Source organism: Amycolatopsis sp. NPDC004625 (assembly GCF_040609695.1).
GTDB lineage: Bacteria > Actinomycetota > Actinomycetes > Mycobacteriales > Pseudonocardiaceae > Amycolatopsis.
This window is the reverse complement of sequence record NZ_JBEXKX010000014.1, coordinates 142,729-166,629: the sequence shown is the minus strand read 5'-3', so window position 1 is coordinate 166,629 and position 23,901 is coordinate 142,729. Positions and strand designations below refer to the sequence as shown.

General features: G+C 74.9%; 21 protein-coding genes and 1 pseudogene. 13 read left to right on the top strand and 9 right to left on the bottom strand.

All coding sequences use genetic code 11. The features are described from left to right. Nucleotides 1-19: 19 nt before the first annotated feature. Both ABZW17_RS18515 and ABZW17_RS18510 read left to right on the top strand, forming a co-directional pair. On the top strand, nt 20-886 hold the full coding sequence (locus tag ABZW17_RS18515; RefSeq protein ID WP_354814958.1) for an NAD(+)/NADH kinase: 867 nt from the start codon (nt 20-22) through the stop codon (nt 884-886). Between the two features lie 98 nt (nt 887-984). Beyond that, nucleotides 985-1,695 (top strand): DUF998 domain-containing protein, encoded by a 711-nt coding sequence (locus ABZW17_RS18510; protein ID WP_354814955.1) that lies wholly within the window; start codon nt 985-987, stop codon nt 1,693-1,695. On the opposite strand, the gene ABZW17_RS18505 is transcribed toward ABZW17_RS18510, so the two are convergent. Next, complete coding sequence (locus tag ABZW17_RS18505; RefSeq protein WP_354814952.1) at nt 1,668-2,426, bottom strand: hypothetical protein; 759 nt, start codon at nt 2,424-2,426, stop codon at nt 1,668-1,670. The genes ABZW17_RS18510 and ABZW17_RS18505 overlap by 28 nt on opposite strands. 130 nt (nt 2,427-2,556) lie before the next feature. Further along, a complete protein-coding gene (locus ABZW17_RS18500; protein ID WP_354814949.1) occupies nt 2,557-2,913 on the bottom strand; it encodes a DNA polymerase ligase N-terminal domain-containing protein in 357 nt (118 codons plus the stop codon). A 57-nt stretch (nt 2,914-2,970) separates the two neighbouring features. On the opposite strand from ABZW17_RS18500, the gene ABZW17_RS18495 reads away from it, so the two are divergent. Continuing rightward, nucleotides 2,971-3,960 (top strand): YdcF family protein, encoded by a 990-nt coding sequence (locus ABZW17_RS18495; protein WP_354814946.1) that lies wholly within the window; start codon nt 2,971-2,973, stop codon nt 3,958-3,960. On the opposite strand, the gene ABZW17_RS18490 is transcribed toward ABZW17_RS18495, so the two are convergent. The 3 genes from ABZW17_RS18490 to ABZW17_RS18480 are packed head-to-tail and all read right to left on the bottom strand — an operon-like array spanning nt 3,957 to nt 7,008. Continuing rightward, entirely contained in the window at nt 3,957-5,162 is a 1,206-nt protein-coding gene (locus ABZW17_RS18490) for a glycosyltransferase (protein ID WP_354814943.1), read from the bottom strand. The genes ABZW17_RS18495 and ABZW17_RS18490 overlap by 4 nt on opposite strands. 14 nt (nt 5,163-5,176) lie before the next feature. Then, on the bottom strand, nt 5,177-6,007 hold the full coding sequence (locus ABZW17_RS18485; protein ID WP_354814940.1) for an SDR family NAD(P)-dependent oxidoreductase: 831 nt from the start codon (nt 6,005-6,007) through the stop codon (nt 5,177-5,179). Further along, a complete protein-coding gene (locus ABZW17_RS18480) occupies nt 6,004-7,008 on the bottom strand; it encodes an alpha/beta hydrolase family protein (protein WP_354814937.1) in 1,005 nt (334 codons plus the stop codon). Before ABZW17_RS18480 ends, ABZW17_RS18485 begins: the two co-directional genes overlap by 4 nt. Before the next feature lie 384 nt (nt 7,009-7,392). Here ABZW17_RS18480 and ABZW17_RS18475 point away from each other — a divergent pair, with 384 nt between their 5' ends. The 4 genes from ABZW17_RS18475 to ABZW17_RS18460 are packed head-to-tail and all read left to right on the top strand — an operon-like array spanning nt 7,393 to nt 15,521. Next, nucleotides 7,393-8,061 carry a hypothetical protein gene (locus ABZW17_RS18475; protein WP_354814934.1) on the top strand — a complete coding sequence of 223 codons (669 nt, stop codon included), beginning with the start codon at nt 7,393-7,395 and terminating at the stop codon, nt 8,059-8,061. A gap of 13 nt (nt 8,062-8,074) precedes the next feature. After that, on the top strand, nt 8,075-9,763 hold the full coding sequence (locus tag ABZW17_RS18470) for a fatty acyl-AMP ligase (RefSeq protein WP_354814931.1): 1,689 nt from the start codon (nt 8,075-8,077) through the stop codon (nt 9,761-9,763). Beyond that, nucleotides 9,760-13,914, top strand: coding sequence for a beta-ketoacyl synthase N-terminal-like domain-containing protein (locus ABZW17_RS18465; protein WP_354814928.1), 4,155 nt, complete (start codon nt 9,760-9,762; stop codon nt 13,912-13,914). The genes ABZW17_RS18470 and ABZW17_RS18465 overlap by 4 nt, the downstream gene beginning before the upstream one ends. Continuing rightward, nucleotides 13,905-15,521, top strand: a complete 1,617-nt coding sequence (locus ABZW17_RS18460) for an MFS transporter (RefSeq protein ID WP_354814925.1) — start codon at nt 13,905-13,907, stop codon at nt 15,519-15,521. The genes ABZW17_RS18465 and ABZW17_RS18460 overlap by 10 nt, the downstream gene beginning before the upstream one ends. A 757-nt stretch (nt 15,522-16,278) precedes the next feature. Here the strand turns inward: ABZW17_RS18460 and ABZW17_RS18455 are convergent. Both ABZW17_RS18455 and ABZW17_RS18450 read right to left on the bottom strand, forming a co-directional pair. Beyond that, nucleotides 16,279-16,872: pseudogene (locus ABZW17_RS18455) on the bottom strand (cryptochrome/photolyase family protein); the annotation flags it as partial. Between the two features lie 10 nt (nt 16,873-16,882). Next, nucleotides 16,883-17,341, bottom strand: coding sequence for a MarR family winged helix-turn-helix transcriptional regulator (locus tag ABZW17_RS18450; protein WP_354814922.1), 459 nt, complete (start codon nt 17,339-17,341; stop codon nt 16,883-16,885). A gap of 54 nt (nt 17,342-17,395) precedes the next feature. Between ABZW17_RS18450 and ABZW17_RS18445 the strand changes: the two genes are divergently transcribed. Together ABZW17_RS18445 and ABZW17_RS18440 are read left to right on the top strand one after the other, a co-directional pair. Next, on the top strand, nt 17,396-17,836 hold the full coding sequence (locus ABZW17_RS18445) for a nitroreductase family deazaflavin-dependent oxidoreductase (protein WP_354814919.1): 441 nt from the start codon (nt 17,396-17,398) through the stop codon (nt 17,834-17,836). Next, complete coding sequence (locus tag ABZW17_RS18440) at nt 17,833-19,032, top strand: FAD-dependent oxidoreductase (RefSeq protein WP_354814916.1); 1,200 nt, start codon at nt 17,833-17,835, stop codon at nt 19,030-19,032. Before ABZW17_RS18445 ends, ABZW17_RS18440 begins: the two co-directional genes overlap by 4 nt. Here the strand turns inward: ABZW17_RS18440 and ABZW17_RS18435 are convergent. Continuing rightward, a complete protein-coding gene (locus ABZW17_RS18435) occupies nt 19,002-19,463 on the bottom strand; it encodes an SRPBCC family protein (RefSeq protein WP_354814913.1) in 462 nt (153 codons plus the stop codon). The two genes, ABZW17_RS18440 and ABZW17_RS18435, sit on opposite strands and share 31 nt — an antisense overlap. 89 nt (nt 19,464-19,552) lie before the next feature. Here ABZW17_RS18435 and ABZW17_RS18430 point away from each other — a divergent pair, with 89 nt between their 5' ends. After that, nucleotides 19,553-19,987, top strand: a complete 435-nt coding sequence (locus tag ABZW17_RS18430) for a DUF4383 domain-containing protein (protein WP_354814910.1) — start codon at nt 19,553-19,555, stop codon at nt 19,985-19,987. Here the strand turns inward: ABZW17_RS18430 and ABZW17_RS18425 are convergent. Beyond that, nucleotides 19,938-21,188: a glycosyltransferase 87 family protein gene (locus tag ABZW17_RS18425; protein WP_354814907.1), complete on the bottom strand. Its 1,251-nt coding sequence runs from the start codon at nt 21,186-21,188 to the stop codon at nt 19,938-19,940. The genes ABZW17_RS18430 and ABZW17_RS18425 overlap by 50 nt on opposite strands. Nucleotides 21,189-21,284: 96 nt before the next feature. On the opposite strand from ABZW17_RS18425, the gene ABZW17_RS18420 reads away from it, so the two are divergent. Genes ABZW17_RS18420 through ABZW17_RS18410 form a run of 3 tightly spaced genes read left to right on the top strand, consistent with a single transcriptional unit; the run spans nt 21,285 to nt 23,894 of the window. Then, nucleotides 21,285-21,509, top strand: a complete 225-nt coding sequence (locus ABZW17_RS18420) for a hypothetical protein (RefSeq protein ID WP_354814904.1) — start codon at nt 21,285-21,287, stop codon at nt 21,507-21,509. A gap of 55 nt (nt 21,510-21,564) precedes the next feature. Then, the gene (locus ABZW17_RS18415) at nt 21,565-22,698 is read left to right on the top strand and encodes an acyltransferase (protein WP_354814901.1); all 1,134 of its coding nucleotides are present in this window, start codon (nt 21,565-21,567) and stop codon (nt 22,696-22,698) included. A gap of 14 nt (nt 22,699-22,712) precedes the next feature. Further along, complete coding sequence (locus ABZW17_RS18410) at nt 22,713-23,894, top strand: cysteine desulfurase-like protein (protein WP_354814898.1); 1,182 nt, start codon at nt 22,713-22,715, stop codon at nt 23,892-23,894. Nucleotides 23,895-23,901 lie beyond the last annotated feature (7 nt).

Genomic DNA, 23,901 nt, shown 5'->3' with positions numbered 1-23,901 from the left:
CCGGCGCGGGACCGCTGACATGCACTCCGCCGGACTCGTGCTGCACCCCCGCCGCGACTCCGCGGCCGCCGTCGAAGCCGTGCTCGGCTGGGCCGGGAACCGGGGCATCGAGGTGCTCGGTATCGCGGACGAGATCGTCCGGCTGAACTGCGCCGCGGTGGGGGTGACGCCCGAGGAGCTCGGGCGCCGCTCCGACCTGGTGGTCAGCCTCGGCGGCGACGGCACGATGCTGCGGGCGATGCGGCTGGCCGACGGGCAGCGCGCGCCGGTGCTCGGGGTGAACCTCGGCAAGCTCGGCTTCCTGGCCGAGGTCGACGTCCCCGACCTGCCCGGCGCGCTGTCGGCGATCGACGACCACGAGTTCACCGTGGAGCCGCGGCTGGCCGTGGACGCGGTGCTGCAGGGTCGCAAGATCACCGCGTTCAACGACATCGCCGTGGTGCGCGTACCCGGCGACGGCAGCGCGGTGGTCGCCGTCCGGGTCGGCGGCCAGCCGTTCGTGAGCTACTCGGCCGACGCGGTGGTGGTGGCGACCCCGACCGGCTCGACGGCCTACAGCTTCTCGGCGGGCGGCCCGATCACCAGCCCGGCGGTGGAGGCGCTGCTGGTGACGCCGGCGGCGCCGCATTCGGCGTACAGCCGGGGCGTGGTGCTCTCGGTGCACGACGAGGTGACGCTGGAGCTGCTGCCGACCAGCGGCCGGCTGGCGGTGGAGGTCGACGGCCAGGTCGAGGGGTACGTCTCCCCCGGCGAACGGCTCGACCTGCGCGGCCGGCCGAGCGCGGCGCGGGTGGTCCGGCTCGGCATGACGACGTTCTACCAGCGGGCGCGGCGCAAGCTGCGGCTCACGGATTCGGCCGAGATCCCCCAGGACGGCGACCACTGACGGTGTCCTGCGTCACAGCGCGGGCGCGTCAGCCATGGTCACGGAATGGTCACGGGTAGCGTGCGCGGCTGCGCCTGAACCAGCCGAACCGTCCCGGAGTGTCTCCCTACATGCTGTGTCCCGCACCCGTCCGTCCCCGCCTGCGTGCCCGCCTCCTCGTGCCCGGGGCGCTCGCCGCCTTCGCCGGCGCCGTCGTCCTGCTCGCCGTGCTGCACGTCGACCGGCGCCTGGCCCCGCTCGACCCGGTGAGCACGATGCTCAGCGACTACGCGCTCAGCCCCGGCCGCGTGCTGTGGGAGGGCGCGCTGCTGCTGACCAGTTCGGGATCGGCGTTGCTGCTGGTGGCGCTGTACCGCCGCGGTCTGCTGGCGAACCCGGTGCTGGTGGCGGCGAAGGTGCTGTGGTGCGTGAGCCTGCTGGCGGTCGCGGTGTTCGCGAAGGACCCGCAGGGCGGCGCGATCACGGCGACCGGCAAGATCCACCTCTACGCCTCGGCGGTGACGTGCCTGAGCCTGCCGGTGGTCGGCTGGGCGCTCGGCCGCCGCCACCGCGACGACCCGCGCTGGCGCCGGTTCGCGACCTGGTCCCGGCGCCTGGCGCTGGCGGCGATCCCGTTCTACCTGCCGTTCATCGTCCCGTTCGCGGTGAACGTCGTGCTGGGCGGCCACCTGCCGACGGTGGCGACCGGCCTGGTGGAGCGGCTGATGATGGTGCTGGAGATCGCGCTGCTGGGCGTCCTTGGTCACTGGGCACACCGGGCGATGCACCCGGCACGGCGGGCCTACGCGGGCGTCTCCCCGGCGGTCTGATCGAGGTTCCCCAGGAACCGGGACGGCACGACCTCCGCGACGACCGCCTGCACGATGATGTCCCGCGACCGGATCGCGCACCGGACGCCCTGCCGGAAGAACAGCACTCCGGCGCCCCCGGCCGCGGCGGTGCCGCCGGCGACGAGCCAGGGGCCGGCCCCGGATCCCCAGGCCAGCACCACGGCGAGCACGACCAGCGGCGGCGTCACGTTGATGCGGAAGGTGGCCTCGGCGAGCGCGCGGTCGTAGCGGTTGTAGAGCTCGACGTTGGCTGCCTGCAACTTGGTCGCCAGCTGCCGCTCCTCCCGCATGATGCCGGAGGCGAGGAACATCAGCGGGTGGTCGGCCGCGTACCCCTCGGCGGTGAAGTCGTGCAGGTCGCGCTGGGTCTGGCCGGACAGCGGGAAGATCCCGGCGCGGTGGAACCGGCCCCGCCGCGCGATGTCCCGCAGGTGGTTGATCCACGCCGGCCGGCCCCCGTGCTCCCACAGGTGCAGGGGGTCGACCTCCAGGAAGGCACCGAGCAGGTAGGCGGCGAAGGACACCGCGACCAGCAGCCCGCCCTTCCCGACGTACGAGCCGAGGTCCCACAGGGTGGCGAAGACGTGCTGCGCGGGCCGGCCCCGCGGCAGGTGGTCGGCCAGCACGAGCCACCCGACGAGCAGCCAGGCGAACCCGCTGGCCACCGGGGTGCGCACCTCGCGGACGCCGGGCAGGAGTGAAGTCAGCACGCGGGGAAGTCGCGCGGGCCGGGCCGTTCGCTACGCCGGCGGTGCTGTGCCTCGGTCCCTTCGCCCGGCTGTCGCGGGTGCGGTGGCCGGTCGCGCGACCGGCCGGTTGCCGGAGCGGGACGAGACCCGATCACTCGCCCGGCTGGTCGCGGGTGCGGCGCAGGAGCCAGTCGCTCGCCGTGCGGATCAGCGCGTACCGGACCGAGCCCGCTCGCCCGTGCAGGGTGAACAGGATCCGCTTGGCCGTCCGGTCGTGTTCCTCCCACCAGCCCGTGTCGGCGACCTTCTTCGTCTCGTCCTCGTAGGCGAGGTGGTCGAGGGTATGGTCGGGCACCGCGACCGCGAGCCGGTTGGTGGTGGGGTCCGGGGGGAGGCCGCGCGGGACCGCCCAGGACCGGAGGACGCCGTCCTCCTCCAGGCGCAGGTCGAAGTGGTGCCGCGGGCGCCAGTGCTCGTGCAGCACGAACGCCGGTCGCCGTTCGGTCACGTTCGTCACCCTGCCAGACTGCCGGGTGCACGCGAACGGGAAACGAGGGAGGCCGGGGTGAACGTCGCCGGTGGGGTGCTGCCGGCCGCCGCCGGGGTGGCGCTCGTCGTGTTCGCCGTGCGGCTGGCGCGCGAACCGCGGCGGCTGGGCAACGCCGTCTGGCTCGGGGTGGCGCTGCTGCTGACCGCGCTGTGGCTGCTGCGCGCGGCGCTGCACCTGCAGTGGCTGACCCCGGTGCTGGTGGGCCTGCTCGGCGGGGCCGCGGTGCTCGTCGCCTTGGTGCTGCCGGCCGCGCTGATCGCGAACGGCGTGCGGATGTGGCGGCGGGAAGGGCGCAGCGCCGGGAACCTGCTCTCGCTCGGCCTCGGCGCCGGGCTCGTCGCGCTCGAGGCGTTGTTCTTCGTCCCGCTGGGCCGGTGGGGGTCGGCCCTGGTGGCCATCGCGGCCGTGCTGGCCTGCTACTTCGGATTCCTGTTCCTGTCGCTGCTGATCTACTCCGTGGTGTACGGCCGGCTCGGCCGCCGCAGCGGGTTCGACGCGATCATCGTGCTCGGCTGCGGCCTCGACGGCGAGCGCGTGCCACCGCTGCTCGCCGGCCGCCTCGACCGCGCGATCCGGCTCGCCGCACGGGAGCAGACGCCGCCGCTGCTGGTCGTTTCCGGCGGCCGCGGACCCGGCGAGGCGGTGAGCGAAGCCGAAGCGATGGACGCCTACCTGCGGGACCGCGGCGTACCGGCGGACCGGATCCGCCGTGAGGACCAGGCCGCGACGACCGAGGAGAACCTCCGCTTCTCGGCCGGCCTGCTGCCCGCCGAGGCGCGCCGGGTGGTGGCGGTGACCAGCAACTACCACGTGTTCCGCACGGCGGTGGAGTGCCGGCGGCTGGGCCTGCCGTTCCACGCGACGGGAGCACCGACGGCCCGGTACTTCCTGCCGAGCGCGCTGCTGCGCGAGTTCGCGGCGCTGATCCTGTACTACCGCCGGACGACGATCGCCGCCTGCGTGGTGATCATCGGGGCCGGTGTGGCGCTGACGATCTTCGCCTAGCGCAGCACCGAGCACGCGCGGGCCACGCCGTCCTCGGCGCGCAACCGCGCGCCGACATACTGCGCGCCCCGCCGGAACAGCGGGTTTCCGGTCAGGTCCCGCAGCCGGGCCGTCAGCACGTCTACGTCGAGTTCCTTCAGCGGCACCGGTTTCGGGCCGGCGCTCAGCCGTGACACCCGTTCGCCCCAGTAGGGCTGGTCGGCGAAGACCGGGCAGACGAGCGTGGGCACGCCAGCCCGCAGGCCGGCCGCGGTGGTTCCGGCGCCGCCGTGGTGGACGACCGCGGCGGTGCGCGGGAACAGCCAGTCGTGCGGGACGTCCCCGGCGACCAGGAGGTCGTCGGCGTCGAGCCCGGCGCTGACGACACCGCGCAAACCGACCCGGCGCAACGCGGTCCGGACGATGCCGAAGGTGCGTTCGGCGTCCGCGGGCTGCATGCTGCCGAAGCCGACGTACACCGGTGGCGGCCCGGCGGCGAGGAAGTCGCGCAGCCGCGGGTCCGGCCGCGGGCGGGTATCGAGGAACCAGTAGCCGGTGACGTGCACGCGGTCCGGCCAGTCGGGCGGCCGCGGTACGACGGCGTCGGAAAACGCGCACAGCACGGTCGATTGCCGTTGCGGCCCCCGTGCGCCGGCCTTCGGGAGGCCGAGGGTGCCGACGCGCCAGCGGTCGATCTCGGGGCGGAGGACCTGCCAGGTGAGGGCGTCGACGGCGGGAAAGCTGAGGTGCCGGGCCCAGGGCCCGAGCCGGCCGGCCTGCGGGAGGAGCGGGTGGGGGAAGGCGCGGGTCGGAACGCTCGGCTGGTGGTGCAGTTCGGCGTGGGGGACGCCGAGGTGGGCGCTCAGGTGCGCGCCGAGGAAGCCGAGGGTGGGGGCGAGCACGAGATCGGCCCCGGCGGCCCCGGCGTGGACGTCGGCGAGGAGCCGGTCGAGCAGGGGGCGCAGGACCTCGCGAAGCCGGGAGAGGAAGGTCAGGCGGTTCCCGGCGGTCCACGCGCGCCCGGCGGCGGAGCCGAGCACGGCGGCGGGATCGGCGGACAGCGGCGCGAAACCGAGGTGCTGCGCTTCGACGAGGCCCCGGAAGGAGGCCGCGGCGAGGATGCGGACCCGATCGCCGGCGGCGGCGAGGCCACGGCCGAGGGCGACGCAGGGTTGCACGTCGCCGCGCGAGCCGGGCGCGACGATGACCACGAGACGGCTCACGGGTTCGCCCCCGGTCATCGCTTCGCCGCCGTCAACCGGTAGCGCAGCCGGAACGGGAGGTTCGCCACCACCGCGGCCAGCCGCGCGTCCGTGCCCACCAGGTACCGCGGGGCCGGGCGCCGGGACACCAGCGCGCGGACCACCACCTCGGCCGCCCTCCGGGGCGGCACTCCCGTTCGCTCCGAACGCGCCGCGCTTCGCTCCGCCGCCGCCAGCTGGGCTCCGTACCGCTCCAACGCCGCCGGGGACAGTGCTCCCCGGACCTCCTCCGCCGCCGCTCGGGCGCGGGGCCAGATCGCCGTGGTCACCGCTCCCGGCTCGACCAGCACCACGTGGATGCCCTCCGGGGCCAGCTCCGCGCGCAGGCTGTCGGTCAAGCCGACCAGGGCGAACTTCGCCGTGTGGTACGGGCCGACCATCGGGCCCGCGATGCGGCCGCCGATCGACCCCAGCGTCACCACGCGGGCCGACTCCGCGCGCCGCAGGGCCGGGAGCATGGCGCGCGTCACCGCCAGCTGGCCCGTCACGTTCACCTCCAGCTGCTCCCGGAACGCCGACAGCGGCACGTGCTCCAGGGGGCCCGGCCGGGCCAGGCCCGCGTTGTTCACCAAGCCCCGCAACGGTCCCGCCGCCGCCACCCGCTCGCCGCACTCCCCGATCGACTCCGCGTCGCGCAGGTCCATGCGCAGCACGGTGACCGCTTCGCCGTACGCGCGACCGAGTTCCGCTTCGTCGGCGTCGGTGCGCACGGTCGCCCACACGTGCGCGCCCCGCCGGACCAGCTCCGCCACGCACGCGCGGCCGATCCCGCCGGCCGCTCCCGTGACCACGTAGGACGGGTTCACGACGCCAGCACCGCCAGCATCCGCGGCCACGTCTTGTGCAACTGGTCCTGCCAGTACGCCCACTGGTGGGTGCCCGGTCCGTAGAGATCCACCGTCGCCGGGACGCCGAGGTCGCGCAGCCGCGCGGCCAGCGCCGTGGTCTGGGCGCCGCACAGGAACTCCAGGAGCATCGCGCCCGGCAGCACGTCGATCGGCAGCTTCGCGTCGAGCGGGCCCGGCAGCCCGTTGCCCGCCGAGAGGTACAGCTCGGTGCCGCGCAGGCGCTCCGCGTTCACCAGCGGGTCGTGGGCCGCCCAGCGCGCGGCCTCGCGCCGCCGGTCGCCCCACAGCGCCTCGGGGTCGAGGTGGGCCGAGGTGATGATCGCGCTGGTCAGCAGCTCGCCGGTGGGCCCGGTCGGGTTGACGTTGCCGCTGAAGGACGCGGCGTAGCGGAACACGCCCGGCCGCCGCGCGGCGAGCTCGATCGCGCCGTACCCGCCGAGGGACAGCCCGGCCGCGGCGCGGCGCCCGTCGCCGCGGTAGCCGCGGTCGATCAGCTGCGGCAGCTCGACGGCGGTGAACGTCTCCCAGTGGTTGAGCGCGATGTCCTTGCCGTAGTTCCACCAGTCGCCGAAGAAGCCGGCCGGCCCCGACCCCGGCATGACGACCAGGACGCCGGCGTCGTCGGCGAGCCGCCGGATGTCGGTGTTCGCGCTCCAGCCGCGGTAGTCCTGCAGGCGCGTCTCGCCGGCGAGCAGGTAGACCGCCGGCCACCGCCGGTCCGGCTCGGCCGCCCAGGTTCGCGGCAGGATCAGCCGGACCATCGCGTACGCCCCGACGCCCGTCGAGCGCACGGTCAGGTCGAGCACCCGGCCGTCACCGTCCACAGTGGTCTGGGCGACGACGTGCGAGCCGTCGTCGGCCCGCGCGTCCGGCACCGCCGTCGCGGCCACGGCGGGCACCCCGGGCAGGATGCCCGCCACGGCCGCCAGCACCGTGCACCACCTCGCAACCAGGCGCATGCGTTTCCTTTCCCGTTCACGAAATTCCGAAGAAGTGCGGTCAAGCTAGCCGAACACCGTTTGCCGGCGCAATTGTCCGGTCCACGATGCGGGCGGACAATGTGAATGGCAGGAAAACAAACTCCCCCACTCGGGTGAGCCATCGGTCGCGGACCGTAGTCAATCTCGGACGCCCGTGCCACACCAGCCGGTCGAACTCGTCAGTAACCTGCGATTCGGCAGCTCACCGCCCGTACACGGAGATGTTTACGCCGTCTTGAGGTGGTTCCGGTAACCGATTACCTGCCGTAGCCTGGCTCGTGCCGCCGGGCTGGCACGTCCCCGGCGAAGGGTTCCAGCGCCGGGACCGCACCTCCCCCGAGAATGCTCCCGGAAGGGTTCCCCATGCCTGCCCGAATTCGTTTGTCCCCGGTCCGGGCGGCCGCGCTGCTGATCGCCGTGGCCGCCGTGACGACCATTTCACCCGCCCACCCGGCCACCGGCGCGGCACCGGCCCCCGGGCCACCCGCGGTGCCGCCCACCGCCCTCCTGCCCCCCGACGCGATCCCCGGCCGACCCGCGGCCCGTGACGTGTTCGACGCCGGCACCGCATTCTCCGCACTGTCCACTTCGGACCGGGAAGACGGGTGCGCCGACGTCGTCCACGGACGGCTCCTGAGCGCCGGCGCCGGCCAGGGCTTCCAGACGGCGGTGCCCGGCGGCCAGCTGTCCGAGCTGGTCGCCCGCACCCCGCACCCGCCCGACCTGGCCGCCTGGACCGCGCAGGCGCGCCGCTGCGGCCGCGTCACCGTAGACGACCAGGACCTGCCGACGGTCTCGACGACCACCGTCGCGGCCGCGCCCGTCGTCCCCGGTGCACAAACCCTGTCCTACCAGCAGGTCCTGACCCTGCCCGGCCAGCCGGCCGAGGTGCCGGGCCTGCGCCTGCGCACCGTCGCCGTCGCCGCCGGCGACGTGCTAGTCCTGCTCCGCGACGCCGGGACGACCGGCCTCGACCTCGACACCCTGGCCGTCGCCGCGTGGCAGCACGCGGGCCCGCGGCTCGGCCGCTAGCAAGGAGAACCCCATGTCCTTCCCCCGCACCCTGATCGCGTGCCTGCGCCACTGGGCGGCGGCCACCCCCGACGCCCCGGCCCTGACCTTCGCCGACTTCGCCACCGACCCCGCCGGGCGGCGGCGCACCCTCACCTGGCGGCAGCTGGCCGAGCGCGTCGACGCCACCGCGGCCGCGTTGCCGGTTTCGCCGGGCGACCGCGTCGCCGTGCTTTCCCCGCAGGGCCCGGACTACGTCGTCGGCTTCCTGGCCGCGATCGCGGCGGGCGCCGTCGCGGTGCCGCTGTTCGACCCGGGCCTGCCCGGCCACGCGGGACGCCTCGCCGCGGTCCTCGCCGACTGCGAGCCCGCCGCCGTCGTCACGGACACCGCCGCGCAGCCGTCGGTCCAGCGGTTCCTCGGCGGCGAGGTCCCGGTCGTCGCGGCGGACCGCCCGGGCCCGGCCCGGTCGTGGCCCGCACCGCAGGCCACCCCGGACGACGTCGCCTACCTGCAGTACACGTCCGGTTCGACCCGCAGCCCGGCCGGGGTGGTGCTGACCCACGCGAACGTGCTCGCCAACGTCACCCAGGTGGTGCAGGGTCTCGGCCTCGACCCGGCGGCGGCCACCACGGTGTCGTGGCTGCCGCTGTTCCACGACATGGGTCTCGTCCTCGGCCTGCTCACGCCGCTCGCGCTGGGCCTGCGGTCGGTGCTGATGGACCCGCTGGCCTTCATCGAACGGCCGGTCCGCTGGCTGGAGCTGCTCGGCGACCACGCCGGCAGCTGGAGCGCGGCCCCGAACTTCGCCTTCCACTACTGCGCGAGCCGCATCCGCGAACCCGACCGCGCCCGGTTGCGGCTCGGCCGCGTCGCCGCGATCGTCAACGGCGCCGAGCCGATCAACCCCGACGTCCTCGACCGGTTCCACACGGCGTTCGCCGCGGCCGGCTACCGGCCGGAAATGACCCGCCCGGCCTACGGACTGGCCGAAGCGACGGTCTTCGTCACCACCGGCCCGGCCGCGGTCCCGCGCGTGACGACGTTCGACCGCGACGCCCTCGCCACCGGAACCGCGCGGCCCGCCGCCGACGGCGTCCGGCTGGTCGCCTGCGGCGCCCCGGCCGGCCAGTCCGTCGCGTTGGCCGACCCGGAGACCGCCGTCGCGCTGCCGGACGGCAGGGTCGGCGAAATCTGGGTGCACGGCCCCAACGTCGGCGCGGGGTACTGGCGGAAACCCCTGGAGAGCACGGAAACCTTCGGCGCGCGGCTGTCCGGCGGGTCGCCCGAGGGGCCGTGGCTGCGGACCGGCGACCTGGGTGTCCGGTACGGCGGCGAGCTCTACATCGCAGGCCGGATCAAGGACCTGATCATCGTCGACGGGCGCAACCACTACCCGCAGGACGTCGAAGCGACCGCCGCGTCGGCCGACCGCGGCATCCGCCCCGGCAGCGTCGCCGCCTTCGCCGTCGAGGGCGCCGACACCGAGGCCGTCGTCGTGGTCGCCGAACTCCGCGGCCACGCGGACCTGGCCGAACCGGCGGAGCGGGCGCTCGCCGCGGCGATCCGGCGGCTCGTCTCCGACGCGCACGGCCTCGCGCTGCGGGACGTGCTGCTCGTCCCGCCCGGGCGGGTCCCGCGCACCTCCAGCGGCAAGATCGCGCGCGGCGCCTGCCGCGACCGCTACCTCGCCGGCGACTACGGAAAGGCACTGGCGCGATGAGCGACCCGACGACCGACACCCTGCGCCGCTGGCTGCTGGACACCGTCGCCGAGCACACCGGCGTCCGGGCCGAGCCGCACCACCCGCTCGGCGACTACGGCCTGTCCTCCCGCCAGGCCGTCGGCATCGCCGCCGACCTCGAAGAGCGGCTCGGCCGCCGGCTGCCCGCGACGCTGCTGTGGGAGAGCCCGACGATCGACGACCTCGTCCGCAGCCTGACCGGCACCGAGGAGCCGGACGTCCCGCGCGGCACCGACCGCCGCCGGACCGATCCGGTCGCCGTGGTCGGCGTCGGCTGCCGGTTCCCGGGCGCGGACGGGCCGGACGAGTTCTGGGACCTGCTCAGCGGCGGGCGGGACGCCGTCCGGACCGCGCCGCCCGGCCGCTGGGACGCCGGTGCGGCCCCGGTGGCCGGCGGGTTCCTCGACGACGTCGCCGGGTTCGACGCCGGGCACTTCGGCGTCACGCCACGCGAAGCGGCGACGATGGACCCGCAGCAGCGGATGCTCCTGGAGGTCACCTGGGCGGCGCTGGAGGACGCCGGGATCGCGCCGGCGTCGCTGCGCGGCAGCCGGACCGGGGTGTTCACCGGGATCGCCACCCACGACTACGGCCACCTGACGATGACCGGCGGCGAGCCGGACCTGTGGACGGCGACCGGCGCGGCGGGCAGCATCGCGGCGAACCGGCTGTCGTACGTCTACGACCTGCGCGGGCCGAGCATGGCGGTGGACACCGCGTGCTCGTCATCGCTGGTGGCGGTGCACCACGCGGTGCGCGCGCTGCGTGACGGCGACGCGGACCTGGCGCTGGCGGCCGGGGTCAACCTGATGCTGCTCCCCGGCCCGACAGCGGCCTTCGCGGCGGCCGGGCTGCTGGCGGGCGACGGCCGCTGCAAGACGTTCTCGGCGGCGGCGGACGGCATCGCGCGCGCCGAGGGCTGCGGCGTGGTGATCCTGAAGCGCCTGGCGGACGCCGAATACGACGGCGACCGGGTGCTCGCGGTGATCCGCACGTCGGCGGTCAACTCCGACGGCCGCTCGAACGGCCTGGCGGCGCCGAACCCGCAGGCGCAGCGGGCGATGCTGCGCGAGGCGTACCGCGGGTCCAATCCGTCCACAGTGGACTACGTGGAGGCGCACGGTACCGGCACCCTGCTGGGCGACCCGATCGAGGCCCGCGCGCTCGGCGCGGTGCTGGGCGCGGGCCGCGGGGCGGGCGGGCCGCTGCTGATCGGCTCGGTGAAGACGAACATCGCCCACGCGGAGGCCGCGGCGGGGATCGCCGGGCTGATCAAGGTGGTGCTGGCGATGAAGCACGGGGTGCTGCCGCCGCAGCTGCACTTCGCGGCGCCGAACCCGCACATCGCGTTCGACGAGCTGCGGTTGAAGGTGGTCACGGAGGCGACGCCGTGGCCGCGGCACGGAGGGCGCGCGGTCGCGGGCGTGTCGGCCTTCGGGTTCGGCGGGACGAACGCGCACGTGGTGCTCGAGGAACCGGCGAGAGGGAAGGCAGCAGACCGCGGCGAGCCGCCCCGTGCCGGGGTGCGGATCACCGTCCTCTCCGCGCGTTCGGGCGACCGGCTCACCGAGCGGGCCGCGCAGCTGGCCGCCTGGCTCGGCTCCCCCGCCGGCCGCCGCAGCCCCTTCGCCGACGTCGCCCACACCCTCCACCGGCGCGACAACGGCGACCCGCACCGAGCCGCCTTCGTCGCCGCCGACCACGGCGAACTCGCCACCCTGCTGCACGCCGTCGCCGCCGGAACCGATCCCCTGCCCGCCGGCGCCGTCACGGGTACCGCCGTCCCCGGGGAAGGGCCCGTGTTCGTCTTCTCCGGGCACGGTTCCCAGTGGCCCGGGATGGGCCGCCGGCTCCTCGCCGCCGAACCCGCGTTCGCCGCGCAGGTCGACAAGCTCGGCGACCCCTTCACCGAACACACCGGGCGGTCGCTGCGCGCGCTGCTCACCGGCGGCCCGCTCCACGACCTCGCCGAGACCCAGCTGGCCATCTTCGGGATGCAGGTCGCGCTCGCCGCGCGGTGGGAGGCGCTCGGTGTCCGGCCCGCCGCCGTCGTCGGGCACTCGCTCGGGTCCGCGGCCGCCGCCGTCGTGAGCGGGGCGCTGACCGCCGACGAGGCCGTCCACCTCGTCGCCACGCGGGCCCGGCTGCTCGGCACCCTCGGCGACAGCGGTGCCATGGCCGCCGTCGAGCTGAGCCCCGGCGACCTCGGCCGCCACCCCGGGGTCGAGCTCGCCGTCGACTCCGCGCCGGGGCAGCTGACCGTCGCCGGGGACGCGGCCGTGCTGGACGGGCTCGTCGCGGAACTCACCGCCGCCGGGCGGTCCTCGCGGCGGCTGCCGGTCGGCGTCGCCGGGCATTCGGCCGAGGTCGAGCCCGTCCTCGGCGCCCTGCGCGACGCGCTCGCCGAGCTCGGCGGGCGGCGTCCCCTGGTGCCCTGGTACGACACCGTCCTGGCCGACCCGCGTGAGCTGCCGGACTTCGACGCCGGGTACTGGGCCGCCCACCTGCGCCGTCCGGTGCGGTTCCGCCAAGCCGTCACCGCCGCGGCCGCGGACGGGTACCGCGTGTTCGCCGAGGTGTCCCCGCACCCGATCCTGCGCGGCTCGCTCACCCGGACGCTCGAGGCCGCCGGGATCGCCGGCGCCGTCGTGACCGGCACCGTGCGCCGCGGCCAGGACGAGGTCCGCGCGTTCGGCGCGGCCGCGGCCACGCTGTACTGCGCCGGCACGCGGCTCACCCTCACCACCCCGGACGACGGCGCGCGGCTCACCGACGTCCCGCCGATGCCCTGGCGCCACGAGCGGCACTGGTACACGGAACCGGCCCCGGGTACCGGAAAACCCCGGCCCGTCGCGACACCGGCACCCGCCACCGGGAGCGACCGGCTCACCGAGATCGTCGCCGCGATCATGGGCCTCTCCGCCGACCGCCTCGACCCGGGCACGCCGCTCGTCGACCTCGGGCTGGACTCCCTGATGGCGAACCGGATCCGCGAAGCCGTCCGCCGCGAGCTGGGCACCGAGCCCGACACCGCCGCCGTCCTGCGCGGCGCCACCCTCGCCGACCTCAACCGCGACCTCGCGCCCCGCGGCCGGGCCTGGGACGCCGCCGACCGGCTCGTCCTGCGCCTCTGGCGCGAGCACACCGGCGCCGACGCGGGCGGGACGCACGTCCGGCTGGCCGGTTCGGAGCACCTGGCCCGGTTGCTCGCCGACGGGCTCGCCGCCGAACTCGACACGCCCGTCGACCCGGCCGAGCTGCTGGCGCACGACTCCCTCGCCGCCATCGCCGACGTCGCGCGGGCCGTCCTCGACACGCGCGAAGAACGCGGGCCCGTGCACGTCCTCAAGGCGGGCGACGCCGGAACCGCGCCCCTGCTGCTGTTCCACCCCGGCGGCAGCACCTGCACGGTCTACCGGCCGCTGTTGGACCGGCTGCCCACCGGCGTGCCCTGCGTCGGCTTCGAACGCGTGCCGGGTGCGAGCATCGAAGAGCGCGTCGACCGGCTGCTGCCGCTGGTCCGGGCGCGCCGGCCGCACGGGCCCTACCGGCTCGCCGGCTGGTCGTTCGGCGGCGCCCTCGCCTACGGCGTCGCCGCGCGGCTCGCCGACGAGGGCGAGCCGGTCGAACTCGTCGCGCTGATCGACACGATGCTGCCGCTGCCGGAACCGGACCTAGACCCGCGCGCGTCGTCGACCCGCCGGTTCCTGCGCTTCACCGGCTACGTCGAAGGCACCTACGGCCGGACCGTCCGGCTCGGCCACGACGAACTCGCCGCGCTGCCCGAGGAGGAGCAGATCGAGCTCACCATGCACCGGGTCGCCGAGGCCGGGCTGCTGAGCCCGGGCGTGCTCCGCCACCAGCACCAGTCCTTTTCGGACACCCTGGCCGCGGAACGCGGGACTCCGCGGCCCTACACCGGCCGCGTGGTGCTCTACCGGGCGACCGAGCCGTACGCCGCCGGCCTCGCGATGGAACCGCGCTACTCCCGCACCGACCTCGCTGCCGGCTGGGCGGAGCTGTGCCCGCGGCTGGAGATCGTGCCGGTGCCCGCCCACCACCTGTCCGTGGTCGACCCGCCGCACGTCGACGTCGTCGCGCGGCACCTGGCAGGCCTGCTGTGGCCGTGACCCCGGCCGGCGTCCGGGCGTGGCCGCTGCTGGCTGTGCTCGGCGCCGGCCTGTTCCTGGTCGCGGTGGACGCCACCGTGCTGCACGTCGCACTGCCCGACGTCGTCCGGCAGCTGCGCCCCGGCGCCGCCGCGCAGGTGTGGATCGTGGCGATCTACCCGCTGACCGCGGCGCCGCTGCTCCTGCCGTCCGGCACGCTCGGCGACCGCTTCGGGCGGCGCCGGGTCCTGGTCACCGGCTACGCGGTGTTCGGGCTGGCGTCGCTGGCCTGCGCGCTCGCGCCGAACGTCGCGGCGCTGCTCGCCGCCCGCGCGGTCCTCGGCGTCGGCGGCGCGCTGATCATGCCGGTGACGATGTCGCTGCTGCGCGAGCTGTTCCCCGACCGGCAGCGGCGGCGCACGGCCATCGCGGTGTGCAGCGGCATCGCCGGCGCCGGTTCGGTGTTCGGGCCGGTGCTCGGCGGGCTGCTCGTCGAGACGGCGGGCTGGCGGGCGACCTTCCTGGTCAACCCGCCGGTGATCCTGGCCGCGGTCGCGGCGGCGCTGCGGTGGCTGCCGCGGACCCCACCCGGGCGCGCGCCGTGGGACGCGCTCAGCGCGATGCTCGCCGCGGGCGGCGTGCTCGGGATCGCCTTCGCCGCCGGACCGTCGGGGGGCGGCCCGGCGGCGGGGGCGGCCGGCGGCGTGCTCCTCGCGCTGTTCGTGCGCCGCCAGCGGCGATCGGCCGCGCCGTTGCTGGACCTGGCGCTGTTCCGGCGCCCGGGCGTGCCGGGCGCGGTCGGCGGCGTGCTGCTGGTGATGAGCACGCTGGTCGGGCTCGGCCTGCTCCTGGCCCAGTACCTGCAGGTGGTGCTCGGCCTTTCCCCGACGGCCGCGGCGGCACGGCTGCTGCTCGTGCTCGGCGCGTCGGCCGTGGGCAGCGTCATCGCCCCGGTACTGCTGGGGCGGTTCGGCAACGCGCCCGTCCGGACGGCGGGATTCGCGCTCGCCGCGGTCGCCCTCGCGCTTCCCGCGGCAGGCGCGTTGCCTTCACCGTGGTGGCTGGCCGTCGGACTGGTGGGTTCGGGGTTCGGCATGGCGCTCGCGCTGACGTCGAGCACCGACACGCTGCTGTCGGCCGCGCCCGCCGACCGGGCGGGCGGCGCGGCCGCCGTCGAGAAGACCGGCTACGAGCTGGGCGCGGGCCTGGGCACGACGGCGTTCGGCTCGCTGGCCGCCGCCGTCTACGCGGCCCACCTGGTGGTGCCGCCCGGCGTGCCGGACGCGGCGAAGCAGCTGGCGTCGGCCGGCCCGGCCCAGGCGGAAGCGGCGTCGCACGGTTTGGCGCAGGCCGCCGAGCTCCTGGCCGCGGCCCGGACGGCCTGCACGGTGAGCGTGCAGGCGTCCGCGGCCGTCGCTGCCGGGCTTTTTCTGTTCGCGGCGGTGATTTCGATCATCCGCGGCCGTATAGGCCGTTATACGATCAGAACTGCTCGCGGTCCGCTTCCCGGGCGACGACCTCGGCGCGGTCGGCGAGCCGCTCCAGGCCGTGCAGCGGTTGACGCATCCGGTGGTTGCCCCGCAGCCGTTCGGCGTTCCGGTCCAGGAACGCCCAGTAGCCCGCGGTGAACGGGCAGGCGTCCGGCCCGGTCCGTTTCTTCGGGTCGAACACGCAGCCGGGGCAGTGGTCGCTCATCCGGTTGATGTAGGCGCCTCCGGCCGCGTACGGCTTGGTGGCCACGACTCCCCCGTCGGCGAACTGGCTCATGCCGATCACGTTCGCCGGCATCACCCAGGGAAACCCGTCAACGAAGGCGGTGGCGAACCAGCGGGTCAGCGCGGCCGGGTCGTAGCCGCGCTGGAGGCCGTGGTTGCCGAGCACCATCAGGCGTTCGATGTGGTGGGCGTAGCCGCGGTCGCGGACGCCGGCCAGCGCCGTGCGCAGGCACGCCGCTTCGACCGCGTCGGCGTCGAGCGTGCGCCACCACTCCGGCAGCTCGCGGCGGGCCTGCAGGGCGTTGCGGCGCAGGTACTCCGGCCCGGCGTGCCAGTACCAGTGCCACACCCACTCCCGCCAGCCCAGCACCTGCCGGACGAACCCCTCGACACTGCTCAGCGGTGCGTCGCCGGCCCGGTACCGCGCCTCGGCCTGCCGGACGACCTCGCGGGGATCGAGCAGCCCCAGGTTGAGCGGCACCGAAAGCAACGCGTGCGCCATCGCCCAGTCGTGGGTCAGCATCGCGTCCTGGTGCGGGCCGAAGGAGGGCAGGCGGTGGTCGAGGAACCGGCGCAGGGCCCGCTTCGCTTCGTCGTGGCCGACGGCGAACTGCCGCGGGCCATCCACGCCGACCGGGTGAATCTCCCCGGCGCGCTCGGCCGCGTCGAGCTCGGCGCGCACCCGCTCGTCGATCTCGTTCTCGCGCGGGTGCCACGGCGCCGGCACGTCGAGCCGGACGGCTTTCGGCGGTGGCTGCCGGTTGTCGTGGTCGAAGTTCCAGTGCCCGCCTTCGGGAGCGCCGTCGGCCTCCAGCAGCACGCCGAACTTCCGGCGCTGGTCGCGGTAGAAGTCCTCCATCACGAACCGCGCGCGCCCCTCGGCCCAGATCGCGAAGTCCTCTTTGGACAGCACGAACCCCGGCGTGGGCAGGATGCCGGTGACGACGCCTTCCTCGCGCAGCCGCCGGACGAAGGCGTCGGCCGCGTGCGACGTCGGCTCGTGCACCACCACCGGACGGCCGAAGCGGCGCAGGCCGGTGCGGTAGTCCGGGGCGTCGATCAGCGTGACGCGGTCGCCGAGGTCGGCCGCGAGCCGGTACAGCGCGGCCTGGACCAGGTGCAGCTTCTGCCGGTGGAAGGGTTTCGCGGCGAAGGCCGCCGCCGACCGGATCAGCAGCACCTCGCGGCCGCGGTGTTCGGGCGTGCTGTGGAAGTGCGGCCCGAGCTGGTCGGCGAACAGCCACAGCGCGGGCTCGTCTCGCATGCGCGGAACGCTAACCCGCTTCCGGCGGCTCCGCAGCGTACGCCCGGAGGATTTCCGTGGTGTCGCCGAGGAACTGCGCCACCACCTCCGCCTGCCCCGGCGGCAGGCCGTCCGTCAACCGGGTGATGGCGTCGACGAGCGGGGCCAGCGCGGCGCGGACCTCGGTGCGCGCCGCTTCGCTGACGACGAGGGTCACCCGCCGGCCGTCGCGGGGGTGCGGGTCGCGGCGGACGTGGCCGGCGGCCTCCAGGCGGTCGACCAGGACGGTGGCCGACGCGGACCGGATCTTCAGCGCGTGCGCGAGGTCGACGGTGCCCATCGGCGTGCCGGTGGCCAGGTGCTGCAGCGCCTGCACGTCGGTGGCGCCGAGGCCGAGGCGCCGGGCCAGGGCGATCTGGACGTCGTGCGCGAGCGCGAGCAGCTCCCGCAGGGCGAGGTTCACCCGGAGCGCGACGGGACGGTCTTCCACCGGGCCATTCTAAGTTAGCTAGACAATCTAGCTAGTTTTGCTACCGTGGAGCCCGTGGACGTCCGAGCGATGAACGCCGAAATGACCGCCAAACTGATCGACGCGCCCGCCGAGGCACCACCCGAAGGGGGGTACGCGCTGCGGGTCGTCGAGACCCGCGGCCGCCGCACCGGCGAGCCGCGGCGCGTGCCGCTGGCCGTCGTCGCCCGCGACGGCGGGCAGTACCTCGTCTCCCCGGTCCGCGACCGCGACTGGGTGGAGAACCTGCTGGCCACGCCGGAGTGCGCGCTGCTGTCCGGCGGCCGCCGCGAGGACCGCCGGGCCGAGCCCACCGGCGGCGAGGAGGCGGCCGCGGTGGTCGCCTCCTACCTGGCCTCGATGTCGGTGCCGTGGGCGATCCGGGCGTTCCCGGTCCCCCAGGACGCCACGCCCGGGCAGATCCTGGAGCACCTGCCGGGGATGGCCGTGTTCCGCCTGTCCACAGTGGACTCGTGAGCGTCGCGATCGCCGGGGGCGGGCCCGGCGGGCTGCTGCTCGGCTACCTGCTCGCCCGGGCCGGGATCGAGGTCACCGTGCTGGAGTCGCGGGCGGACTTCGACCGCGACTTCCGCGGCGACTCCCTGCACCCCTACACCCTCGAACTGCTCGAACGGCTCGGCCTGGCCGCCGACCTGCTGGAACTCGACCACTTCAAGGCGCGCTCGTTCCGGTTCCACACCCCGGACGGCGTCTACCGCGCCGCCGACTACGGCCGCCTCCGCACGCCGTTCGCCTACATCGCCCTGATGCCCCAGGTGCGGTTCCTCGACTTCCTCGCCGAGCGGGCGAGCGCCCTGCCGTCCTTCACCCTGCGCACCGGCGCCAAGGTCACCGGGCTGCTCGAAGCCGGCGACGGCACCGTCACCGGCGTCCGCCACCGCGGCGGCGAGCTCACCGCGTCCGTCGTCGTCGGCGCCGACGGCCGGTTCTCCACGGTCCGGCGCCTGGCCGGGCTCGAAGCGCGGTCGCTCGGCGCCACCACCGACCTGCTCTGGTTCCGGCTGCCCCGCTCCCCCGGCGACCCGCCCGACGCGGACCTCGACCTCTACTTCGGTCGCGACGCCTACGTCGGCGTCCTCGGCGGCGTCCGCGACTGGCAGGTGGGCTACAGCCTCGAGAAGGGCTCGTACCCGGCGTTGCGCGAGCGCGGTGTCGAGCCGGTCCGCGCGTTCGTGCGCGAGCGCGTGCCGTGGCTGGCCGACCGCGCGCACCTGCTCACCGACTTCTCGCAGACGACGCTGCTGTCGGTGGACATCTCGCGCGTGGACCGCTGGCACCGGCCCGGCCTGCTGCTGCTCGGCGACGCCGCGCACGTCATCTCCCCGGTCGGCGGCAACGGCATCCTGATGGCGATCCAGGACGCCGTCGCCGCGGCGAACCGGCTGATCCCGGCCTTCCGCCGCGGCGGCGTCACCCCGGACGACCTCGCCGGGATCCAGGCCGACCGCAGCCGGGCGATCGAGCGGGTGCAGGCCGACCAGGTCCGGGTCGAGCGGCGGTCGGCCGCCGCCCGGGCGCGCGGCCGCGGCGCCGCACCCCCGAAGGTGCTCAAGTACGTGTTCGCCATCCCGGGGGTGCGCGCCCGCGGCGCGCGCGGCAACGCCTACGGGCCGTACCCGCCTCAGCTCGACGTGTCCCTCTTGTCGTCGTAGGAGGTCCAGCCGCCCTGGCCTTCGGCCGCTTCGACGTCGGCGTCGGCGGATGCGGCGTGGGTCATCGCGGCGATCGTCCGTTCCAGGCCCTGCTGGACCTCGTCGCCGTCGGCCTCGCGGACGCTGTGCAGCGTGACGGTGATTTCCGAGGTGGCCGGGCCGTCTTCGCGGATGCGCAGTTCGCCGTGGTAGTCGTCGGGACCCTCGGCGCCCCACTTCAGCGACTTCGTACCCGGATCGGTGTGCAGCCACGCTTCGCTCGCGACGCGGTTGCCGTGCACCTCGGCCTCGACGTGGACGGTGTCCCCGCCCTGCGGCTCGGCCACCTTCATCTCCGGGAAGTAGCGCGGCAGGTTCTCGGGATGGCTCAGGAACGCGAACAGCTCGTCGGCGGGGATGTCGGCGGTCGCGGTGTGGCGGTACTCGGTCATCGGCTCACTCCTGCTCGGCGGTCGGCGTTTCGTGCCGGATACCCGTGAAGTGGTGCATTAAAAGGAGCCGCGCGGGGAACCCCGCAACCATGACGGCCACCGAACCCGACGCACGGGCGCCGCGGCGGGGCCCCGCCCCCGTCCAGGGCATGGGCATGCTGATCGGCCTGCTGTTCCTCGTGCTGGCCGCGCTGGAGCTGATGACGGGAGCGGCGGCCGGCGGTGGTCCCCGCATGCTGTTCGGCGGCCTGGCCGTCTCCGGCGTGTGGACGCTCGTGCACCTGCTGACCGGCGCCGCCGCGGTGTTCTGCAGCCGCTCGCCGCGCTGGGCGGCGCGGTTCCTGGTGGTCGCCGGGGCCTGCTACGCCGTGGCCGGGCTCGCCGGGCTGCTGCCGCTGCCGGACGCGGTCACCGACGCACTCCCGCTGAACAACGCGGGGATCTGCCTCGACCTGGCGCTCGGGACCGCGATGCTCATCCTCGGCGCAGGCTGGCTCCGGCGCGGACCGGCACGGCCCCGCTGAGGAGGTCGTCGCGCGGCGCGAACCGCACGAGCAGCGCCGTGACCAGCACCGCGAGTCCGAAAAGGACATAGCCGTTGCCGGTGAGCTGCTGGGCGAAGGTCCAGTGCCGTTCCACCTCGCCCCCGCGCGGCCACCACCACTGCGGGCCCGCGACGAACAGCACCGCGCCGATCCCCGCCACGACCGCGAAAGCGCGCCGCCGCGTCCGGCGGGCCAGCTCCGCCCAGCCGAGCAGGACGACCACGGCCCACACCCAGTGGTGCGTCCAGGAGATCGGGGAGACCAGCAGCCCGCCGACGGCGTTCAGGCCGAGCGCGACGGTGGTCTCCCCCGCGGCCAGCGCGCCCCGCACCCCCCACGCCGTCAGCAGGAGCACCACCGCCACCAGCGGCAGCCACCACGCGGTGCGGGCCTCCGGCGGCACCCCGGCCCGGGCGAGCAGGCCGAGCAGCGACTGGTCGCCGGCGTAGGTCGGCTCGCCGACGCGGCCGGTGTCCCAGAGCGCGCCCGTCCAGTACCGCACCGAATCCGCGCCGGCCAGCAGGAAACCCAGCGCCGTCGCGGCCAGGAACGTCACCAGGGCGGTCACCGCCGCGCGCGTGTCGCGGCGGAGCAGGAAGTACAGCAGGAACACCGCCGGGGTCAGCTTCACCGCGGCGGCGAGGCCGATCAGCAGGCCGCGCGGCCACCGCGGGGTGTCGACCAGGACGTCCAGCACGACGAGGGCCAGCAGCAGCAGGTCGATCTGGCCGGCGTAGAGCGTGCGCAGCACCGGCTCCAGGACTTCGGCCGCCAGCAGCAGCACGCCGACGCGCCGCCAGTCGCACCGCGTCCCGAACGCCCGCAGCACCGTCACCAGGACCAGGGCCAGCAGCCCGAGCGTGAGCAGGGTGAGCGCGAGGCAGGCGGCCCAGTACGGCAGCAGCGCCAGCGGGGCCAGCACGATCGCCGCGAACGGCGGGTAGGTGAACAGCAGCGACTGGCCGTCGCCGGTGGGCGGCAGCGTCCCGTACAGCGCCTGGCCGTGCAGCAGCGCCGCCGAACCGAGCCGGTAGACGTCCAGGTCGACGCGGTAGGCCGGGAACCGCCACCGGCCGCCGTTGTACGACACGAGCACCGCCACCAGCACGATCAGCTGCGCCCCGAGCAGCACGTACCCGTTCCCCCGCTTGCCCCGCACCCCTGCTCCCCCTCCGGTCATCTCCCGCATTCTGTCGGGTCCCGGCCCGGGCGCCATCCGGGAAACCCCCGAACCGCCCCCGGAAAACCCCCTTGCCGCCCGTGCCACAGTGGACGCATGGGGACCCCGGACGGTTTCGCCTACCGCGACGAACGCGGCACGGTGACGATCACCCACCACGGCCGGCCCGCCGGGACGCTGCGCGGGGCCGCGGCCGCCCGGTTCCTGGCCGCGGTGGCGCGCGGCGACGACCAGCAGCTGCTCATGGCCCGCGTGACCGGCAACTACAAGCACGGCAACGAACGCCGGGCACGGGAGCACCCGCGCAACCGCGGAGGCTGAGCTTTTCGACCGTTCGGGGCAAGCGGCACAACCGGATGGGCTAGCATCCCGTCCCGTGCCGACCTCGTCAAAAATTCACGCCAACCCCAACACCGGCTTCGCGTGGCTGAGGATGATCGGCGCGATCACCGTGATCGTCGACCACAGCATGCCGCTGCTGCACCCGCAGCGGCTGACGATCTTCCCCGCGTCCTGGCACATGTCGCCGGGCTACATCGCGCTGATGGGCTTCTTCGCGATGAGCGGCTACCAGATCCAGGACAGCTGGGCGCGCGACCCGTCGTGGTGGCGGTTCGCCGCGCGGCGGCTGCTGCGGATCATGCCGCCGCTGGTCGTCGTGCTGCTGGTGACGGTGTTCGTGATCGGGCCGCTGGTGACGACGTGGCCGGCGCACGCCTACTGGACGCACATCCAGACCTGGCGCTACCTGGTCGGCACGACCGTGCTGTTCTACATGCAGCACGACCTGCCCGGGGTGTTCGCGGCGAACCCGTACCCGTTTTCGGTCAACGGCGCGCTCTGGACGCTGCCGATGGAGCTGCTCGGCTACGGGCTGGTCCTGGTGGCCGGGGTGATCGTGCTGATCGGCGTGCCGCGCTGGTTCCTGGTGCTCGTCCTCGGCGGCATGGTCTACACCGACAGCGTGCTGCGGGCGACGTTCGAGTACCACGGCGCGGGCGGTTCGCTGCTGGTCGTGCCGCTCGGGTCGACGGTGTCGTTCCTGGTGCCGTTCGTGATCGGGGTGGTGCTGCACGCCTACCGCGACCGGATCCCGCTGAAACCGTGGGTGGCGCTGGTGCTGTTCGGGGCCTACCTCGGGCTGAGCCAGACGCCGGCGAGCCGGTACGCGCTGGCGCTGAGCGCGGCCTACGGCGCGATCACGCTGGCGACGCACTGGCCGCGGAAGCTGGAGGCCGCGGCGCCGTACGTCTACGGCAGCTACGGCACCTACATCTGGGGGTTCCCGATCCAGCAGCTGCTCATCCTCGCCGGCGTGCGGCAGGTGTGGCTGCTGATCCTGCTCGCGGTGCCGGCCGCCTACGTCGTCGGGCAGCTGTCCTGGACCTACGTCGAAAAGCCGACGCAGCGGCTGCGCCGGCACCTGCGCCCGCCCGCGCCGGTCCGGCGGCCGGTGGCGGCCCCGCCGCAGCTGCCCGTCACCGCGGCCGCCCCGCTGCGCCGATCCTGAGGCATGCTGGCGCGGTGACCTACGACGTGTGGAAGATCCGCGAGCACTTCCCCGCCCTCACCGCCGCGCACTTCGACGGCCCCGGCGGCTCCCAGGTCCCCGACGTGGTCGGGGCGGCGGTGGCCGGGACGCTGACCGCGGCGATCGCCAACCGCGGCGTCGTCACCGCGGCCGAGCGCCGGGCGGCCGCGGTGGTCGCCGAGGCCCGCCAGGCGGTCGCCGACCTGCTCGCCGCCGACCCGGCGGGTGTCGTGTTCGGCCGCAGCATGACCCAGCTGACGTACGACTTCTCCCGCACCCTGGCCCGCAACTGGGGCCCGGACGACGAAGTCGTGGTCACCCGCCTCGACCACGACGCGAACATCCGGCCGTGGGTCCAGACGGGCGCGAAGGTGCGCTGGGCGGACTTCGACCCGGCGACCGGCGAACTCGCGCCGATCGGCCCGCTGCTGTCGGAACGGACGCGCCTGGTCGCAGTGACGGCGGCGGCCAACCTGCTGGGCACCCGCCCGGACATCCCGGCGATCGCGGCGGAGGTCCACGCGGCGGGCGCGCTGCTGTACGTGGACGGCGTGCACCTGACGCCGCACGCGTCGGTCGCCATCGGGGACCTCGGGGCGGACTTCTACGTGTGCTCGCCGTACAAGTTCCTCGGCCCGCACCTGGGCGTGCTGGCGGCGGCGCCGGCGTTGCTGGAAACGCTGCACCCGGACAAGCTGCTGCCGTCGACCGACGTGGTGCCGGAACGGTTCGAGCTGGGCACGTTGCCGTACGAGCTGCTCGCCGGAACGACGGCGGCGATCGGCTTCCTCGCCGGGCTGGTGCCGGGAACGGGGTCGCGGCGGGAACGGCTGGTGGCGTCGATGGCGGGGCTGGAGGCGCACGAGGAGGTTCTGCTGGCCCGGCTGGACGGTGGGCTGGCTTCGCTGCCGGGGGTGACGCGGTACGGGGCGCCGGAGCGACGGCGGACGCCGACGGTGTTGTTTTCGGTGGAGGGTGTCGCTTCTCAGGCGGTGTACGAGCACCTGGGGGCGCTCGGAGTGAACGCGCCCGCGGGAAGTTTCTACGCGATCGAGTGTTCGCGGCACCTGGGGCTGGGTGACACGGGAGCGGTACGGGCGGGAATCGCCCCGTACACGACGGAGGAAGACGTGGACCGCCTGCTGGCCGGAGTGGCGTCGCTCCCCCGCGGCTGAGCACGTC

Coding starts and splice junctions, on each gene's coding strand:
- ABZW17_RS18420 (WP_354814904.1), top strand. CDS start 21,285: ATGGGGACCCCGGACGGTTTCGCCTACCGCGACGAACGCGGCACGGTG.
- ABZW17_RS18430 (WP_354814910.1), top strand. CDS start 19,553: ATGACGGCCACCGAACCCGACGCACGGGCGCCGCGGCGGGGCCCCGCC.
- ABZW17_RS18470 (WP_354814931.1), top strand. CDS start 8,075: ATGTCCTTCCCCCGCACCCTGATCGCGTGCCTGCGCCACTGGGCGGCG.
- ABZW17_RS18475 (WP_354814934.1), top strand. CDS start 7,393: ATGCCTGCCCGAATTCGTTTGTCCCCGGTCCGGGCGGCCGCGCTGCTG.
- ABZW17_RS18480 (WP_354814937.1), bottom strand. CDS start 7,008: ATGCGCCTGGTTGCGAGGTGGTGCACGGTGCTGGCGGCCGTGGCGGGC.
- ABZW17_RS18435 (WP_354814913.1), bottom strand. CDS start 19,463: ATGACCGAGTACCGCCACACCGCGACCGCCGACATCCCCGCCGACGAG.
- ABZW17_RS18425 (WP_354814907.1), bottom strand. CDS start 21,188: ATGACCGGAGGGGGAGCAGGGGTGCGGGGCAAGCGGGGGAACGGGTAC.
- ABZW17_RS18465 (WP_354814928.1), top strand. CDS start 9,760: ATGAGCGACCCGACGACCGACACCCTGCGCCGCTGGCTGCTGGACACC.
- ABZW17_RS18515 (WP_354814958.1), top strand. CDS start 20: ATGCACTCCGCCGGACTCGTGCTGCACCCCCGCCGCGACTCCGCGGCC.